The organism is Bradyrhizobium sp. Ken01 (genome assembly GCF_055807355.1).
The window spans coordinates 14482-32437 of sequence record NZ_JBVVPC010000064.1; the positions used below are offsets into that span (position 1 = coordinate 14482).

At 58.6% G+C, this 17956-nt stretch carries 9 protein-coding genes, 1 pseudogene and 1 other annotated feature; of the genes and pseudogenes, 5 read left to right on the forward strand and 5 right to left on the reverse strand.

Going from position 1 to position 17956, the window contains the following annotated elements; genetic code table 11:
* Positions 1–38 precede the first annotated feature (38 nt).
* Positions 39–1604, forward strand: coding sequence for an IS66 family transposase (tnpC, locus tag AC0L3S_RS35760; RefSeq protein WP_259219179.1), 1566 nt, complete (start codon positions 39–41; stop codon positions 1602–1604).
* Positions 1601–2203, forward strand: coding sequence for a plasmid pRiA4b ORF-3 family protein (locus AC0L3S_RS35765; protein ID WP_259219178.1), 603 nt, complete (start codon positions 1601–1603; stop codon positions 2201–2203). Before tnpC ends, AC0L3S_RS35765 begins: the two co-directional genes overlap by 4 nt.
* A gap of 47 nt (positions 2204–2250) precedes the next feature.
* Positions 2251–2363, reverse strand: a sequence feature (AL1L pseudoknot).
* Between the two features lie 1020 nt (positions 2364–3383).
* Here the strand turns inward: AC0L3S_RS35765 and AC0L3S_RS35770 are convergent.
* On the reverse strand, positions 3384–4622 hold the full coding sequence (locus AC0L3S_RS35770) for a cytochrome P450 (protein WP_259219177.1): 1239 nt from the start codon (positions 4620–4622) through the stop codon (positions 3384–3386).
* Between the two features lie 409 nt (positions 4623–5031).
* Between AC0L3S_RS35770 and AC0L3S_RS35775 the strand changes: the two genes are divergently transcribed.
* The 3 genes from AC0L3S_RS35775 (at position 5032) to AC0L3S_RS35785 (ending at position 11127) form a co-directional block, all read left to right on the forward strand.
* A complete protein-coding gene (locus AC0L3S_RS35775) occupies positions 5032–5358 on the forward strand; it encodes a GcrA family cell cycle regulator (RefSeq protein WP_259219365.1) in 327 nt (108 codons plus the stop codon).
* 1436 nt (positions 5359–6794) lie between these two features.
* Positions 6795–8147, forward strand: coding sequence for an oxygen-independent coproporphyrinogen III oxidase (gene hemN, locus AC0L3S_RS35780; RefSeq protein WP_259219176.1), 1353 nt, complete (start codon positions 6795–6797; stop codon positions 8145–8147).
* Between the two features lie 1624 nt (positions 8148–9771).
* On the forward strand, positions 9772–11127 hold the full coding sequence (locus AC0L3S_RS35785) for a carbohydrate porin (protein ID WP_259219175.1): 1356 nt from the start codon (positions 9772–9774) through the stop codon (positions 11125–11127).
* Positions 11128–11766: 639 nt separating this feature from the next.
* Here AC0L3S_RS35785 and AC0L3S_RS35790 read toward each other — a convergent pair.
* The 4 genes and pseudogenes from AC0L3S_RS35790 to AC0L3S_RS35805 all read right to left on the reverse strand — a co-directional run bounded on the left by AC0L3S_RS35790 (position 11767) and on the right by AC0L3S_RS35805 (position 17807).
* Positions 11767–12696: a TauD/TfdA dioxygenase family protein gene (locus AC0L3S_RS35790; RefSeq protein WP_259219364.1), complete on the reverse strand. Its 930-nt coding sequence runs from the start codon at positions 12694–12696 to the stop codon at positions 11767–11769.
* Between the two features lie 433 nt (positions 12697–13129).
* On the reverse strand, positions 13130–14389 hold the full coding sequence (locus AC0L3S_RS35795) for a pectate lyase family protein (protein ID WP_259219174.1): 1260 nt from the start codon (positions 14387–14389) through the stop codon (positions 13130–13132).
* A gap of 559 nt (positions 14390–14948) precedes the next feature.
* Positions 14949–16141, reverse strand: a pseudogene (locus AC0L3S_RS35800) (IS256 family transposase).
* 601 nt (positions 16142–16742) lie between these two features.
* On the reverse strand, positions 16743–17807 hold the full coding sequence (locus tag AC0L3S_RS35805) for an IS110 family RNA-guided transposase (protein WP_259219173.1): 1065 nt from the start codon (positions 17805–17807) through the stop codon (positions 16743–16745).
* Positions 17808–17956: the final 149 nt, after the last annotated feature.

Genomic DNA, 17956 nt, shown 5'->3' on the forward strand with positions numbered 1-17956 from the left:
CGCTGCATCGGGGCGCGAAGCATGGCAGAATCGGGCCAATGAGTGATTTGCCTGATGAGCTGCCGAGCGATCCAGCCGAGTTGCGTGCCTTTGCCGCGGCTCTGCTGGATCGCTGCGCCAGGCTCGAGCGGTTGCTCAAGCTTGCAAAAGACGCGCAGTTCGGTCGATCCTCGGAAAAGCTTGACGCTGATCAGCTCCAGCTTGTTCTGGAGGATATCGATCAGGCTGTCGCGGCTCTCAAGGCAGCCGAGGACCGCGCCAATCCCAAAACGCGCGAGAAGAGAGCTGCCGAGCGCAGGGCCAATCGTGGCAGGCTGCCGGAGCATTTGCCGCGCATCATCGAGACCCTGATGCCCGCTGCAACCTGCTGCCCGTGCTGCGCAGGCGACCTTTTTGAGATCGGTCACGATGAGAGCCAGAGGCTGGACGTCGTACCGGCGCAGTATCGCGTCATCGTCACCCGCCGCCCCAAACTGGCCTGCCGCGCCTGTCACGGCGTCGTCCTCCAGCATGCTGCTCCCGAGCGATTGATCAGGGGAGGACTGCCGACCGAGCGGCTCGTCGCGCATGTGATCGACGCCAAGTATCATTGGCATTTGCCGCTCTACCGCCGGGCGCAGATGCTGACGACGCACGGTATCGCCATCGACCGTTCCACGCTTGCCTTCTGGGTCGGCTATGCCGCCCAAGAATTGAAGCCCTTGTGGCATCGTCTGCGCCAGCTTCTGCTCGCCTCTTCGAAGCTCTGTGTCGACGAGACCCCCGCACCGGTGTTGGATCCGGGGCGCGGCAGGACCAAAACTGGCTACTTCTGGGCACTGTCACGCGATGACAGGCCCTGGGCCGGGCCTGATCCGCCCGGAGTAGTTTATGCCTATGCACCGGGCCGTGGGGCCGTTCATGGCTTGAGACTGCTCGAAGGCTATCGCGGCATCATCCATTGCGATGGCTATCAGGCTTACAAGACCATGACCCGAGGGACGCGTGCGGACGCCCTGTCCGGGACGCTCGCTTTCTGCTGGGCCCATCTGCGGCGCCAGTTTGTGAAGATCGAGCGCGAAGCTGCTCCGGCGCCAGCTCCAGTTGCCCGCGAAGCGCTCGAGCGCATCGCCCAGCTCTACGCGGTCGAAAAAGCACTCCGCGGCCGATCTGATGCCGAGCGTCGCGCGGGTCGACAAGCGCATGCCCGGCCTTTGGCTGCAGCTTTGAAGCAATGGTTTGAGGCAATGCTTGATCATCTTGCCGAGAAGAGCGACACGGCGAAGGCTCTGCGCTATGCGCTGCGTCACTGGGACGGCTTGACGCTCTATCTTGATGACGGGCGCATCGAGATGGACACGAACGCTGTCGAGCGCGCGATGCGGCCGATCAAGCTCAATGCTAAGAACTCCCTTTTTGCCGGTTGCGACGAGGGCGCCGAGAATTGGGCAGTTCTGGCTTCGTTAATCGAGACCTGTAAGCTCAATGGCGTCAGTGCCGAGCACTGGCTCGCTGATGTTCTCGCGAAGCTCGTCAATGGTTGGCCTGCGGCGCGACTGGACGAACTGCTCCCTTGGGCATGGATCTACACGATGCATGCACACCATCCGAGGCTGGCGGCATGAGCCTGAACACGACCGCGGTCCGGATCAAGGTAACTCTCAAGGATGTGAAGCCGGAGGTGATGCGTCGCCTTGTCGTACCCGTTACCCTGCGCCTTGAACGGTTGCATCTGACGCTTCAGGAGGCATTCGGCTGGACGAACAGTCACCTCTTCGAGTTCTTCGCTGGTGAGGCACATTGGGGGATTCCCGACTCCGACAATGATTACGGCCACCAGCCCATGGATGCCCGTAAAGCGCGGCTTTGCGATATCGTTCGAGAGACCGGCGCCAAGACGATCCACTATCTCTATGACTTCGGCGACAGCTGGGACCATGTGATCAAGCTCGAAAAATGGTTCGACAACACCACGACGGAGGGCATGCCCTTCCTGCTCGAGGCCGCCGGTCGTTGTCCTCCGGAAGACGTCGGCGGTGCGCCTGGCTATGCCGAATACCTCGACGCCATCAGCGACCCTGCTCATCCGGAGCACGAACATATGCGCCGCTGGGGCCCGGAGCGGTTCGATCCCAACGTGATCGACCGGAAGGCCCTCGAGGCCGCCGTCAACGCGTTGTCCGACACATGGAAACCGCGGCGACGCGCCACGCGAACAAAATAGACGTCAAGCGTCATTCAAAAGGGCCGCAGCGCTACGCTTACGGTCGAGGGGGCGATCGGCAACATCTTGCAGATCGGCTCGACCCCATGCCCCGCACGATCATCGTCGATGCGATCATGGCTTGGACCGGCGGCCGAGCTCCGCCGTCGCAAAATAAGCGCTTGCCTTACGCAGGATCTCGTTGGCTGGCGAAGCTCGCGTTCTTCCGTTCCAGAGCCTTGGGCTTCTCGGCCAGCTCGGTCGGAACGCCGGCCCGCTGCCCACTGTCGATCTCAACCTTCTTGACTCAGTCATGCAAGGTCTGCGCGTGCAGCCAATCTTGGCCGCAATGGAAGTCACCGTCGTCCAGCGCGACCTGTGCTCGTTGGCCTGATACAGAGCTATACGAACCCCTCGGGCTCGGGCTCGGGTGAACATTTGTCGTCGTCTTGCTTGTCATGGCTCCACCTTCTCAAGACTTGGAGCCTCCGCCAAACCCGCGGCGGCGGTTCAGATGGGCGCTCAATCCTGCAAGCGCTCAAACGCTGACGGCACGATTGAGTGAGTTTTGCTGTCAAGATGCTCTGGTCTACTCAGCTTCTGGCGGAGCGATCCGTTTGCAACCACGAGAGCACAAAACGAGGATGCCCGCCGGAACGCGGCGAACTGTCGCTCGATCTTGCTGGAAAAGTGCGCCGTGCCCCGAGACCAGCAGGAATTATGCGGCTCATTGAATAACAATGCCGAGATTGGCCAGAAAGGGAAGCGGAGCGGCGATTGCAGATCTCTATTCCTCGCCGCAGAGGTCGTTCATGGGCAGTCATGATCTTGTCTCCAGCAGTTTCCTCGGGCTGACCGCAGCCGGATTTGCGCTACTCTGCTCGAGCCTGCTTGTCCTCGTCTTCACATGAAGTGAGCCCCCCTCGTATGGCCCGTCTGGTCATTCAGTTCATCGACTGGACGGACTGCTTCCCGAGACTTTGAACGCTGGCACGGCTCCTGCAGGCCGTGAAGAGTATCGTAGCCGCCCGGCCAAAATCCTCGACGCGATAGCGGCCTCTGCCCGCAACCTTCGAAACAACCGTAAGCCCGTCACGCAACGCCGGTGAACTTTACCTAGAGAACTGTCTCCAGAAAGTCGTTGGTCCTAACCGCCGGCTCTGAACGGCATGACAGTGTTGAAGGTCGGCCGCAGCCGAGACTAACCTGGGATCTGCACCGGCAGTGCGGAATAACCGTGCACAAAATTCGATTGAACTCGCTCCGGTTCGCCGACCACATTTACCTCCAAACATCGATTCAGCATCTCCTCCCACAGGATTTTCAGCTGCAGCTCGGCAAGGCGCCTACCCACGCAGCGATGAATCCCAAATCCGAAAGAGAGATGTTGCCGTACATTTTCCCGATCGATGATGAAGCTGTTGGCTCTCGCAATGACCTCGTCATCTCGGTTGCCAGAGATGTACCACATCACAACTTTGTCGCCTCGCCTGATTCGCTTGTGGCCTATCGTGAAATCATCCACAGCGGTCCGGCGCATGTGTGCAATGGGCGTTTGGTATCGTATAATCTCGGATACCGCGCCGGACACCAACGAAGCATCATCCCGGAGTTTTCGCATTTCGGATGGATTTTGGCTCATGAACAAGACGCCCCCCGTAATTGAGTTGCGCGTAGTATCGTTACCTCCAACAATCAGCAGAATGAGGTTCCCCAGGAACTCGCGGGGCTCCATGTTTCGGGTCGCCGGTGAATGCGCCATCATCGAGATCAGGTCACCGCGCGGCTCACAATTGATCCGTTCGCTCCAAAGCCTCGTAAAATAGTCCAGGCACTCCGACAGCACCACCTTTCGCTTTTCCCAGCTGTCGATCTGGTCGCCCATTTGTGGGGTCAAGGCAGCTACGTCCGACCAGTAGGTCAGCAACCACCGATCCTGAAATGGAAAATCGAACAGCGTGGCCAGCATTTGGGTCGTCAACTCGATCGAGACCCTGTCGACCCAGTTGAAGGTATCGTTGCGCGGCAAACCGTCCAAAATCTTCTGAACCCGCGAGCGGATCAAGCCTTCAAGGTTTGCCAAGTTCTCCGATGCCGCTATCGGACTGATAGTCTTACGCTGCTGAGCATGGCGAGGAGGATTCATTTTGATAAAACTGGGGGTCCAATACTCCTCCGGAGGGTCGACTATTGTGACGCTTCGCTCTGATGAGAATGTTGTGTGATTTGAGTCCACGGCTATGATGTCGCGGTATTTTGTTATCGACCAATATGGTCCGTATGGGCTGTTTTCGCAATAATGGACGGGATCTTCCCTTCGCAGCCGCTCGAAATAAGGCCAAACGGTATCATCCTCGAAGCGCTTGGGTTCGCTTACATCAAGGCGGCTCAGCGGGATATCAGTGCTCTCGCAGGCGCTTTCTGCCGATAACGCTGTCATGATTGTCTCGCTGACATTGGCCTGCACTTTTGCTGGATCAGCTGAGTGCGCTGTCTAGAGTTCGCGGGGAAGCTCGCTCGAAACACGACGAGCTTGGGTGGTGCACTAACGATGTGTCACGCATGTTCATGGCTCGACTTCGCGCGAGCTCCGGAATCTGAAATCATGCTACGGACTTTGGTTCGGTCACTGTCGACGAAGAATAATGGAAAGGCGAGCGAAGTCCCCTATCAGGATTGGGAGGCGCGCGAACGCGTCCTTTGTGGTAGTCAACATCAAGCCGCAAGTACTCGCAGCTGTGGCACCCAGCCGCTTATCGTCATTTTCTCGGGCAGGCAGCCCCTTTGCCACTCGACCACTTACATTGCGCGAGGTGACGGACGTCCGAACTGGCAACAAAGTATCTTCCATGCGCTGGGATAGAAGAGAATTGGCACAGCTGAAACAGCTCTGGTCCGAGGGACAGAGCGCCGCGCAGGTCGCAGGTCATCTCGAGTGCAGTCGCAACGCCGTTTGCGGCAGGCTGACTCGGTTGGGTCTCACTCGAGGTCACAAGCCACCAACAGCAAAACCCAAGATTAGATCGGTCCCCAAGCGAGGGCCGACGTCGATGGCTGCCCGCCGCGATCGCGTCCGAAAGAAGCGGCCGCAAACGGCGCTAGAAACGCGGCCTCAGGAAATGAGCAAGCGGCACCTTTACGCAATCCTAGCTGAGGCGGTCAGGAATACCGTCTAGAGCTATGGGCGCCGCGATCTCCCGGGTCTAGGCCGCCGTAGTCGGTTCATTCGGGCTATTGGTTTCGCGCGATTTGTGCCTATCCGACGAACAGTGGCCTCCAGTAGAACGTTCGCGGCAGGAGGGATCGATCGTACATCAAGTCATCCAATTTCAAGAGGCCGGATGCGCTGAATTGGAGAGAAGAGAGCATTCTGCTTGTTGAGCCTCGTTTTCGGGTACGCGTTTTTGGGGAAGCGCCCGCCGTCCTCGTTTGCGCCGGTGTTCGGAACTTTCGGCACAACGCCGCGCCCAACGAACTACACGAGCCGAGTGAAGCCGCTTGATCCTCAACCACTTTCGATATCTGCGACCGACGTGTGGAGAGCTGGCCTGGGACTGAACACTCGGCAAATCATCGAGGTACGACGTGTCCGGGGGTGAGCCCGGTGGTGCTCCGACTGTGATCGGACCTTCCGGGTTTAGACGAAGGCGCGAGTTTCCTCGCCGGCTTCGATAGGTTTGAGCTGACGGCGGAGATGAAACGGAGGAAGGTGAAGCGGTGAGTACCAGATAGCTCCACTATTCGATCGCTCGCCCGTTCTCCCGAAAGAACCTCGTATAGAATGGCCTGTGGTCGGGCGACGCCATGCTTAGCGTTGGAGCGGCTTGACGAGCTGCCCTCGCGAGATATTGCCTGACGTCGCTTAAAAGGTCGGCTCCTGCGGTGCACAGACACACGAAAACGGCTAACACCAACGTAGGTGCCTTGACGTCTGTGCAAAACCGGCGGCGCCTCTGAGGCGGCCGGCTGTTCAATTGCACCCATCCGTTCTCGCTCACCTACCCGGCTCATTTCCTCACGCCAGCTGCGCGAGAGCCGCCGATAGAAACGTTTCGCTCGTAGCGATATTGCCGCCGAGTAACGGACGCATGAAAGGACTTCTTCTGCGAGGGACCCATGAAGACGCCCACCGACAATCCCTCCATTGGCGAATTTCACTACGTACCGGGACGGAGCCAAGCGGACGCATTATTCCTGGACCGATGGGGAATACGCACGCAGAATCAACTACCAACCTTGTCAGTTGATGGAGAATACGGGACCGTATCAATGTTGGTCATTGAACCTCGCACGAGTCAATCGTGGAGCAGTTCGAGCTCTAGCAGCATAAACGGCCCTGGTGGGTGTCTCGTTGCCAAAGAATAAGACTATCGAGGCGGACGAATTGGGGACCTCGCCGTGGCCGTGTTGATCCGAGTATCTCGCTTGCAGAACTTGTTCTCTCTGTGTCCGAGGGGAGCGGATTGTTATCCGACAGCGCGTTTCTTCGGCAGATCGGCCGTCACGCAAGCTCCCAATTGCCTAGCGACAGTCCCGATCGCCCTTGGCAAGCAAAGGGATGCAAGACAATTCGCTTGCGACGGAAAACTTCGTAAACATGGGATAACAATCCTTGCAGACCTCGATCTTAAGCACGTATTACGATGCTCGCCTTCCGTGGTACACCATCTATCCAACTGTAGCCCAGTTCTCCAAAGCAGTCGGCGCCGACGCCTGTGAGAGATGGCTGCAGCATCTGCCGCTTGATCAATCGGTGTCGCTCTATTTCCACATTCCGTTCTGCCGATCGATTTGCTGGTATTGTGGCTTCGCTCGAAGCATCACTCGCCGGCATTCTCCTATCCTCGACTTTTTGGGGGTTCTTCGTAAGGAGATCGATTTGGTCGCGGCGCACCTTGCGCAACCGCTGCCTGTGAGCGACGTCCACTTTGGCGGTGGAACGCCGACCCTCATCGAGCCAACGGAATTCCGGCGGTTGATGGAGCTTCTGCGCCGCCGCTTTGCGATTTCGAACACGGCCGCCATTGCTGTTGAGATCGACCCGCGCACGTTCACGCTCGCCACATGCGAAGGGTTGGCGGCTGCCGGCGTGAACCGCGCGAGCCTCGGCGTCCAGAGCTTCGATCCAATTGTCCAAAAAGCCATCAACCGGGTCCAGAGTGAGGCACAAACCGAGCGCGTTGTCGAATCGCTGCGGCAGCATGGAATAATGCGCGTCAACTTCGACCTCATCTACGGTCTGCCAAGTCAGACGGTGCAGTCCTGCGTTCAGACCGCGACAACGGCGCTGGCCATGCGACCAGACCGGCTTGCGGTGTTCGGCTACGCGCACGTTCCTTCCTTCAAGAAGAATCAGCGCCTGATCGACGAGGCAGCGCTGCCAGACAGCCATGCCCGTGCAGAACAAGCAGCCGCGATGGCCAATACACTGACTGCAGCTGGCTACCGCCAGATCGGACTCGACCATTTCGCCTTGCCGGACGATGAGCTCGCGCTGGCGCAGAAAGCCGGTCGCCTGCGGCGGAATTCACTCGGTTACTCGGCCGACACCTGCAATAAAGTGATCGGCTTCGGACCGTCGGCGATCGGCCGGCTTGGCGAGGGTTACGTCCAGAACGAAGTTACAGCGGGGTCCTACAGCGGCCAAATCAACGCCGGCCGTCTGGCGACGTCAAGGGGCTACTGTCTCAGCCTTGAAGACCGCGTCCGGGCCGCGATCATTGAGCGGCTAATGTGCGATTTCGAGGTCGACGTGGCGGCAATTGGCGATGCTCATGGATTTGAGCCGGTGGGTTTCCTCGGTTCAGGCGAACGCTTGGCAATGCTCGCTGAGGATGGGATCGTCGAAATGGAAAAGGGATTCATCCGCGTGAGGCCGGAGCATCGTTTTCTCACTCGGGCTGTGGCAGCCGCATTCGATTGTTATCTTCGCGCCCCCCTCTGTTCAGACCAGCCAACGCAATGATTGGATGAAATGCATCACGTTTTGCTGCACGCGCCAGGAAGCCTGAGGAATGCGTTCGCTCACCTGGCACACTCACAACCAGCTCCAAATCGGTCAACGACGCCGTGCGAAGCTGTGCGGCGGAGACTCGCCCTGGCCCGCGGCGCGAAGACGAGCTGGACGCACTGCTGCCGGGAATTGGACACTCCGACAACAACGCTCCTCGCCCAAGCAGCATGACCATACAAGTTTCATCCCATCACCGCCATTAGCCGTGTAGCCACGGACGTCGATGGGGACGATGACTGGTTGCGCGACGCCGCCAACCAACTGGAGATCGAGAACGGATCATCTTATGTCGTCGGAGATGATGATATCTCGGCGTTTAGGGGCTTCCGGATCGAAAACCCTGATCGAGCCCGTCGGGATGAACAAGGACATCTGACCCTTGGCTCCAGCGGTGGCAGCCGAAATACTGCGTGATACGGCGCAAACTATAGTCGAGCGCAACAACTATAACCAGATCCGGCGGGATCACGGTTCTCGAAAAGATCTTTCCCCGTAAGAGCTTCGCGCGACGTGCATCGAAGCGACGCCTAGAATTCACCCGTCGACGCTGCCATACCGATCGGCCGTGAACGCCGGGGCGCTGTGGAGTCGAGCGACACATTAGCTGCGATTCGCGCAGCGACAGCCGACCTCCCGCTCAGTCAACTACCAAACCTAGCAATTGATGGAGACCACGGACACATGCCAGTCAGTGGCGGTGAAATTCGCTCGGCCGCATAAGAAGTCGCCACGCGATATAGATTTCATCGATCAATGGAGCTGATGGATGTTTTGTCTCGCCGTCCCCAGGTACCAAACTGTCTCCAATCGTGTTCTCCATCTTCCCATGAGAGCCACTCGAGAGTTTGTGGCGGCGAGCTTACGGGCCGTCAAGGATGTTAGCCCCTGCTGCCTGCCTGTGCTTCATCCCATCGGCCGAGCTGCGAGCGGCGTTTCTTGGATCGGGCGTGTTGTTGTGCGAGCTCCGCTATTGCCGCTGCTCTCTGTTCAAAACTATTTTCTTTCGTTTTGCCAGCAGGTTTGTCGCAAGGTCGCTGGGCTCCGTGTATCGGCCACCAATCTCTTGCTAGCGAACGCGCACACCGAGCCAGCCCGCCAATGTCGACACCCTGCAGCAGAAGCTCGCCTTCGATTAACGACCGAGCGACTGGGTCGTTTTGCGCTGTGTACCCACACGTAGGCCAAGCGGCGCCGCTGTGGTGATAGCGCGCAAGGCTGAGCGGTCTCGCTGACATAGATAGGCCACCTGGTGTCAAGCGTCACCCACCGCATTGAGGGGCAAGATTTGACATCCGCTCTAGGCCGTCAGTGGAAGTGCACTTTATTCAAATCGACGGACGCGAAAATCACCATGCATCATTGCGTTATAACGCAGCTATTCATGCAAGCACACCCGGCTGGCGTTGTTGCTTTCATGTCTGGACCAACTGCGAAGCCAGGAAGTCGTATTGTCCTTTGTCTGATAGCTAGTCTCGCCAGCAGTTCGGCCGCGCGGAGTGGCGAGATCTCTGGCCCAAGAAGCCACAGCCCCGATGAGCTCGACGAGGCAACAAGCAGAACAATTTCGGATCCGGCCATGACATTCCGAAGCGGGCGGCCCAAGGGAGCAGCGCGCCTTTCTGGGAGCTTCCTGTCGAAAACAGCTACGTCCACGACAAAGCGCGACAGTGCCATCGAGACTGCCAAGAGCGGAATCCAAACGCAGACCGATCCATTCGCAAAACTCGATAACCTCCGCGAAAAAGGTGGCGCGTTCACTGCTCCTGGTGCTGCGGACACGATAAATCAGGACGTAGCTTCTGTCAGATCCGAGCTTTCGGACCTCGGGATTGGATTTGCTGGCTGGACTCTAAACACGTTTGTCAACGATGAGCTCGGCAATGCCTCCAGAAGCACCATCGCCAATCAGCAATACGTTGGCCAGAATCCGACATTTAGTACGGTCAACTCGATGATCGTGACCTATGACCTCGCTAGGTTCGGCATTTCCGATGGCCAGATCGTGGTCGGAGCCGAGCATCAATACTGGACATGGAAGAGCGCCGGGCCAGACCGACTGGGACTCAATGCATTTTCTTACTATCAAACCTTCTTCGACAGGAAAATCGAGCTCAAAGTGGGCTATCTCAGGAACCAACATGAGTTTGCGGGCGCCGGCGACAAGGTGTTTGGACCCTCGTCGAAAATGCTTTTTCAAGCAGGCATAAGCAACAATTGGGCGCCAACGCCTGCTCTTAACCTCAAGTACAATTTTGATGATCGCTTATATAACAAGTTCTCAATCCAGCGCTCGGTCAGTCCAGCTGGTCAATATGCGCATGTAAGCGAGAATCCCACTGGCCTGAACTGGAGCACGCGCGACGCAGGCATTCTTTTGCTTGATGAACTTGCGTATAGGAACAAGCCTATTCCAGGTGTGCTGGAGACGTGGTTGCGGGCTGGCGCGGGCTTCAACAACAGCAGCTACACGGACCTAGGGCATCCGACGCAAGCAACAGCCAAGGCGAACACCGTCTACTACGTAGCTGCGGACAAGCAATTCTGGCAGTCTGCCGCCTACAGCTCGGCATCTCGCGGAATCTACGGCGGGTTCTCTGCGATGTACGCTCCGCCTGACCTGAATAGGGCTAGTCAGTATTACGAGCTTCGCCTGTATGCGAAAGGCCTATTTGACGGCCGGCCCACTGATCAGATGAGTCTTGTTGTCAGCAACACCATCTGGAGCCACTTCGCAGTGGACGCTGCAATGGCCAAAGAGCAGCTGGCGCACCGCGACAGCACGGCAATTTCGGGACTGTATACGGCCCATCTGGCGCCCGGGATATATACTACCGTAGGGCTGACGTACATCAATCACCCGACAAGCATTACCTACACGCCACAAACGGGACACGCCCTGAATATATTGGTATCTACGTCGGTGTTTTTTTAAGGCCTTGAGACTCGCATGAATTGGCAATGTAGTCGATATCACAATCGTCCTTTTTAACGGCTTGGGCCCACTCATCACGGCGATTTGGGTATCGCTGTGCTCCTGACGCGAAGCCGGGTACCGCGTAAACTTAGCCGTGATGTCCAAGGTAGTATGCTGTTGGGAATGGTAGGTTAGAGCCTTGCTGCTTCGTCTACGAGCGGTAGGCCGCGTCGTATTGCGCAAGATCTACACCCTCCGGCCGCGGAATTGATCTCTGGTGCTCATTTGTTCAATCGAATGCTGCTCTTGCGGCAGCCACATTGCTTCGCTGCCTCAGACTCGCGCTATTTCTGCCCGACGGTTGTGACGCTGGCCGAAAGCCGATGCACAAGGTCGGCGGACACGTATCCTCCGCGGCAAATCAAGCTGCCGCGGCCGGATGACTTGCGCTACTTGAATACTGAATCAATTTCCGCTGGCTTGAGATGAGCTTTCAGCATCTCACTTCAGCAAGGAGGTCGGCTCGCGAGTCTGCGGCGCGTTAGCCCCTCCCATCCAATTGCGCGCGGCGTTCTGCTCGGTGAACTTTTCTTCGCAAATATCTATTCGCGCGAACATTCGATAAGAGCAGTGCATTATCGATGAATTGCCGAGCTGCTAGGCAACTGTCGTGGAGGGGTATTTCGTCGACTTGAGGCGCGTTACACTGCATCGGCCATCGACGCTGACGGGCGCGTCACCATCGATTGTGGCACGATGAACCACGCGATGCTGATCACCGTAATCATTGACCGCATAATGCTGCGTTGCGCGGTTATCCCAGATCGCGACGTCGCCTTCTTTCCAGCTCCAGCGTACGGTGTTTTCGGGCGCCATGATATGGGACTGGAATAGATCAAACAGCTTCTGACCGTCGCGTTTCGGAATATCGACAAACCTTTGCACCAGATCGCCGAGCACCAGCGCGCGCTCGCCGGTGTCGGGATGTACACGGACCACCGGATGCTCTGTCTCATAAATCGTTTTGGTAAAGACTTCGTCAAAATGCTTCTGGTCGATTTCGCGAACACGGCAGGTCCCAGCGTAGTCGAAGGCGTTGCTGTGAACGGTCCAGAGTTCGTCGGCAAGCCGTTGGAGCGGCCGCGGCAAATCTAGGTAGGCGGCCACGGCGTTCGACCAAATCGTATCGCCGCCCGACGATGGGATCACAACGGCTCGCAGCACCGCAAGTTTGGGATACGCCGCGAGAAAGGTTCCATCGGCGTGCCATACATCCGCCCGGCTACCTCCGCGCGCGGAATCAAGCTCGATGATCGAGGTCGTTCCATTGATCGCACCGAGTGTCGGATGCGGCACCAGCTTTCCCAAACAAGCAGCAAAACGCTCTTGCTCCGGGTCGTCAAGATGCGCCTGATCGCGGAAGAAGATCACCTTGTGTTCGAGCAGCAAGCTGTTGATCGCAGCGACGGTTTTGCTCGGCAAATCACCCGAGAGCTTGATATTTCTGATTTCAACACCGATGCGCGCTGCGCGCTCGACGACGTCGGTCGGTGGAATGCCACTCTCGCTCGAAGCTGTTTCATTCATCGCGAATTTTTCCAGGTTTTGCGGATTCTTTACGCGGACGAGGGCGCGTGTCACTCGGTTTCGAAGGCGAACCTCGCGCTACGGGTGCTCTTGAGCAAGCACCATGCCAGACGGAAAACGGAGCTGTGAACGTCCGTCAGGTCGCGGATCGGATGATAATTCGAACAGTTTGCCATGAAGTCGATGCCGCCTCCCATCCTTTTCAACCCGACCCCACCAAAACCCGACGTAACAATCTGAGACGAGCGCCTAGGCCGGCGGCGAAAGGCATAGCGCGCACAATCGACAGGGATTCTAAAGCTCGGCACCCGAAGAAGGCCATACCGCCCGCGTGCAAGGTCCGGCATGCGTGCCGTTCTCGTCCAGTACGCGCCTTCTGGCCAACTATTTGCGGCAATCGGCCCAGTCTCGAGCCGCGTCTGCGAACGAGCTATCACCGGTTCTCAAGGTGTCCGGGACCTGCCCTGGCCGTGATCACTGCCGGAACATCCTCCGCTGAAAATGGAAGAGGAATAGATGACCTTGGAAGAGCTCCAAACGATTGAATTACGGTTTGATCCAGGCGAAAGCCGTTGATCCGCGGCACTGGGATCGCGATGTTCTCGATGCACCGACGTCCGAGCACGCTGAAGCAGATGCTCTGCACGGTCGCGCTGGCTTTGCCTAGGAAGCCAAAGATATGTCCACTACCAGTCTTTATAGGTGTTTCAATGTTGTCAAAGTAATTACCCTCGATCAGTGCTTGCACAGATGGTCCAGCGTCCACCGCATGGAAAAATCCGCCGCTCTGTTGCGCATTTGTATTGTGGAAGTAATTGTTAGCGAGATGAATAATGCCCTGCGCACCGTCAATGTGCGGCGCCCGCCCCGAGATCTCATGGAAATAGTTATTTACGATGGTAATCGTCTGCGGGACACCGAGAAACAGGAGATTCCAATAGTGCTCTCCGTTACAATAGGAGGAATAGGTATCGCTGCCATCGAAGTCGTTCCAGAAAATCGTAATGTTCGTCGTCGGGCCAAAGCCGCCGGCAATCATCTGCCGCCCGACGTTATGAAACCGGTTGTGGTCGATCCAAACCAGGTCGGCTCGTGCAATTGCAATAGCATCGCCGGCAAATATCACGCCGCTATTGATATCACCGATGGTCAGGTTGCGAATAATGACGTTGCTGACCGCATTCAGGCGCAGCCCCTTCCCTTTCATTGTAGCGTTCGGGCCAACACCGATCACTGTCTTGTTTGAGCCGATTTCCAGCGGACGCTTACCGGCCCTGTCGAAGCCGACCAACATCTTCTCCTTCCCATCGCAATGCGCGTCGTTGCCATCCATAAGAAGAAGGGATTCACGCTTGTAAGGTGCCGAACAAGCACGGCCATATTGGCAACCCTGCCCTTCGCCTCGCCCTTCCGTGGCAGTAAAGTCTATAGTTCCTATTACCTGGATCTCACGCGGGGTATTGTTACTGCAGTACCCGAAGCTGTAGGAACGACACAGCTCATACGTCAGATCTTTGGCTGATCTGACCTGAACTACCTCGCCTCCAAGGCCGCCCGTCGCTCCAACGCCAAAGCCTTTGAGGGCTTCGGATCGCACATTGTTAGGTCCGAGCACGGACGAGACGCCGAGGACGAGAGCAATTCCGCCGAACACGCGTAACGAACGCCTGATGTGCTTCATCGTGTCGTTCACAGTCACATGCTCTCTCTGTTACGCGGAAATCCGCGAGGACCGGCTGAACTGGAACAGTCCATCAGCATGCGGCGTTAACGCCATCAGATCGTCCTCAATAAGGCAGCCTCGGAATATCGGAGCCATGCTACACGACAGCCGAAGTGTGCAGTCCCAGGCTTCCTACCAGCTGCGTGGATCTGGGTAGCCATTGGATAATCACAGCCGATGAAAGCAGGGGTCGATGCTTCGAGAGCCCCGTCAGAATCAAAGCAGGACTCCCACAGCTCACCGTAAGGCGCCGTCAGCATCTCAACAAGATGCGACGGCCAATCGAGCGTTGATAGAGGACAAAAGTCCACGCATGGCGTCCCAGAGCTGTCTCAGATCGAGCGCTTGCATGGTGCCGGCGAGATGCATTGTTTAGGCTGTTCGGCGGCCATTCTGAAACGATTTTCCCAGTTCAACACAGATCCCCCTGACACGAAGATTCGAAATATCCTGGGCGAAAGAGATCGTGTCCCGTGGCGTGGTGTAGCTGGCGGTGTATCACCGCGTTCGCCGGCGAGACCCGGGCCGGTCAGCTGGCGATCGCCGTGAGGCTGACGCTCGGATCATCGCTCAAGGGCGTTTCCAGTGTCATGTAACGGACGCGCTGGACGGCCCATTCATCATTCTGTTCGAGCAGGATCGCGCCGATGAGGCGAACGATGGCGTCCTCGTTGGGGAAGATGCCGACCACCTCGGTCCGACGCTTGATCTCGCCGTTGAGGCGCTCGATCGGGTTGGTGGAGTGCAGCTTGGTGCGGTGCTGCGGTGGGAAGGTCATATAGGCGAGCACGTCGGTCTCGGCCTCGTCGAGGAAGCCGGCGAGTTTCGGCAGCTTTGGCCGGAGCTGGTCGGCGACCTTGCGCCATTGAGTGCGGGCGGCCTCGGCATCGTCCTGGGCAAAGGCTGTGGCGATGAACGCGGAGACGACCCGCCGCCCGCTCTTGCCGGCATGCGCCAGCGCGTTGCGCATGAAGTGGACGCGGCACCGCTGCCAGCTGGCATTGAGCACCTTGGCTACGGTGGCCTTGATGCCCTCGTGGGCGTCGGAGACGACCAGCTTGACGCCGCGCAGGCCGCGGCAGGCGAGCTTGCGCAGGAACGCCGTCCAGAACGTCTCGGTCTCGGAGGGGCCGATGTTCATCCCCAGTACCTCGCGCCGGCCGTCGCTGTTGACGCCGACCGCGACGATCACTGCGACAGATACGATGCGGCCATTCTGGCGCACCTTCACGTAGGTGGCGTCGATCCACAGATACGGCCAGTCGCCCTCGATCGGACGGGCGAGGAAGGCCTTCACCTTGTCGTCGATCTCGCCGCACAGTCGGCTCACCTGTCTCTTGGAGATGTCGGTCATGCCCATGGCCTGCACCAGATCGTCGACCGAGCGGGTCGAAACGCCCTGCACATAGGCCTCCTGCACCACGGCGGTGAGCGCCTTCTCGGCCATGCGGCGCGGCTCCAGGAACCCTGGGAAGTAGGAGCCCTTACGCAGCTTGGGGATGCGCAGCTCGACGGCGCCGGCACGGGTCTCCCAGATCCGGTCGCGGTAACCGTTGCGCTGGGCCAGGCGTTCGGGATTCTTCTCGCCATAGGCCGCCCCGGTCTGGCCTCCCACTTCCAGCTCTATCAGGCGCTGGGCGGCAAAGCCGATCATCTCGCGGAGCAGATCGGCGTCGGGGTCTTCTCTACCAGCGTGCGCAGGTTCATCATCTCGTCGGTCATCGGTGGTTCCTCTGGTTGCGTTGGTGTGTCGCAACCCGATCCTACCGGAGAACTGCCGGTGACCACCGCAAAGCCGCCCGCCCGCTACGGCGCTATTGGGGGCGCGCGTCCGGGCGGCTTTGCTCTACCGAGCTACACCACCACCGGGGACATGACCCGAATGTATGGTCCGGCCGCGCGTTGCAAGAGGTTTCGTCAACCTGGCAGATGCGGTCTTGCATCAATGTATCCGGCCTCTGATTGGAGCGTGTTGTGCTCCGGGCCATCATGGGTATCAGCGCGCATTCGAGCTAATTAGCGGACAGGCCTCGAACGGGCCATTCGGGTCACCAGTGTTCGCATGCGCCGGGAAGACCGATCCTCCATCGTTGTCTCATTCCTCTCGCAGACCTCGGCGGGTAAGGGATGTTGGTTACGTCATCGATCGCACCTCACTTCGTGCTGTTCCTTAGTTCGTGCCTGGCGGTCGTTCCTTTGTCCCGGCCTGCGCGCGCAGACGCGCCGCGCGCAAGGGCCGTCAAGGCCGGCCGTCGTGCTGTCCTGACGTCTTGCTCTACCGCGGTCAGGCCGCGCCTTGATGGCCCCGAGCACGGTGCGAGGATCAGGCAGCTCGGGACGCCGTCTCCTCCGTGTTGACGCACTCGAAGGCGCGTCCCTTGTTGAGAACCGCCCAGGCGATCCGGGCGAGCTTGTTGGCGAGCGCAATCGCTAGCACGTTGTGGTGCAATCGTTTCTTGGCGGCTTCGATCCAAGATTTGAGGCCATAGCGCTCCCAGCCCTTGACCTTGACCAGCACAACCCACGCGGCCTGCACAAACAGCGCGCGCAGGTAGCGATTGCCGCGCCTTGATATCTTGCCGAGGATCGTGCGGTCGCCGGTCGATATCTGCTTCGGCACCAGTCCAAGCCAGGCGCCGAAGTCGCGGCCTTTCGAGAACACGTCTCCAGTGCCGATCGCAGCCACCATCGCGCTCGAGATGATCGGGCCAATGCCGGGCACCGTCATCAGTCGCTCGCAGCCTTTGTCTTGACGGGCCAATGCTTCGATCTCGCTGGAGAGGTCCTCGATACGCTCATCCAGCCGGCGCCAGTCACCCGCCAGATCCTCGATGATGCGCAACATGCGAGGCGAGAGCACATCGGTGCGCGTCGCGAGGATACCCGGCAACTCGGACCGCAGGGAGCGCAGGCCTTGCCGCACGGCGATGCCCCGCTCCAGCAGGAACGCACGGATCTGATTGATGACGCCGGTGCGCCGACCGACTAATCGCTCGCGCACGCGGTGCAGCGCCTGCAGGTCGTGCTGGTCGGCGGTCTTGGTTGCGACGAACTTCATGGTCGGGCGTTGGACCGCCTCGGCGATGGCTTCCGCATCTCGGAAGTCATTCTTCTGTCCCTTCGAATAGGGGCGCACGTATTTCGCCGGCATCAAGCGGGCGTCGTGGCCAAGCGTTTGCAGCTTGCGACTGAGGTGATGCGCGCCGACGCAGGCCTCCATGCCGATCAAGCACGGCGGCAGGTTGGCGAGCCGCGTTTCCACCTGGCCGCGCGACCACTTCTGCCGCAGCACGATGCCGCCGCGCTGATTCTGGCCAATGATGTGGAACGAGTTCTTGCCGATATCGATGCCGATGACGGCGGGCGAAGCGTCGAGTTTCTGAGACATGGCGTGCTCCTTGTCTTGGGCGCCCCTTGCCAGCTTCTCGTGCTGGCAGGGCCGGAGCACGGCCGGACCATTCCATTCTGATGTCCCCAGTCAAGCACACAGCGCACGGTTTCTCATCTCCACGAGGACTCATCGTGAAGTTCTTGTGC

Coding starts and splice junctions, on each gene's coding strand:
- tnpC (WP_259219179.1), top strand. CDS start 39: ATGAGTGATTTGCCTGATGAGCTGCCGAGCGATCCAGCCGAGTTGCGT.
- AC0L3S_RS35765 (WP_259219178.1), top strand. CDS start 1,601: ATGAGCCTGAACACGACCGCGGTCCGGATCAAGGTAACTCTCAAGGAT.
- AC0L3S_RS35770 (WP_259219177.1), bottom strand. CDS start 4,622: ATGACAGCGTTATCGGCAGAAAGCGCCTGCGAGAGCACTGATATCCCG.
- AC0L3S_RS35775 (WP_259219365.1), top strand. CDS start 5,032: ATGCGCTGGGATAGAAGAGAATTGGCACAGCTGAAACAGCTCTGGTCC.
- AC0L3S_RS35785 (WP_259219175.1), top strand. CDS start 9,772: ATGACATTCCGAAGCGGGCGGCCCAAGGGAGCAGCGCGCCTTTCTGGG.
- AC0L3S_RS35790 (WP_259219364.1), bottom strand. CDS start 12,696: ATGAATGAAACAGCTTCGAGCGAGAGTGGCATTCCACCGACCGACGTC.
- AC0L3S_RS35805 (WP_259219173.1), bottom strand. CDS start 17,807: ATGTCTCAGAAACTCGACGCTTCGCCCGCCGTCATCGGCATCGATATC.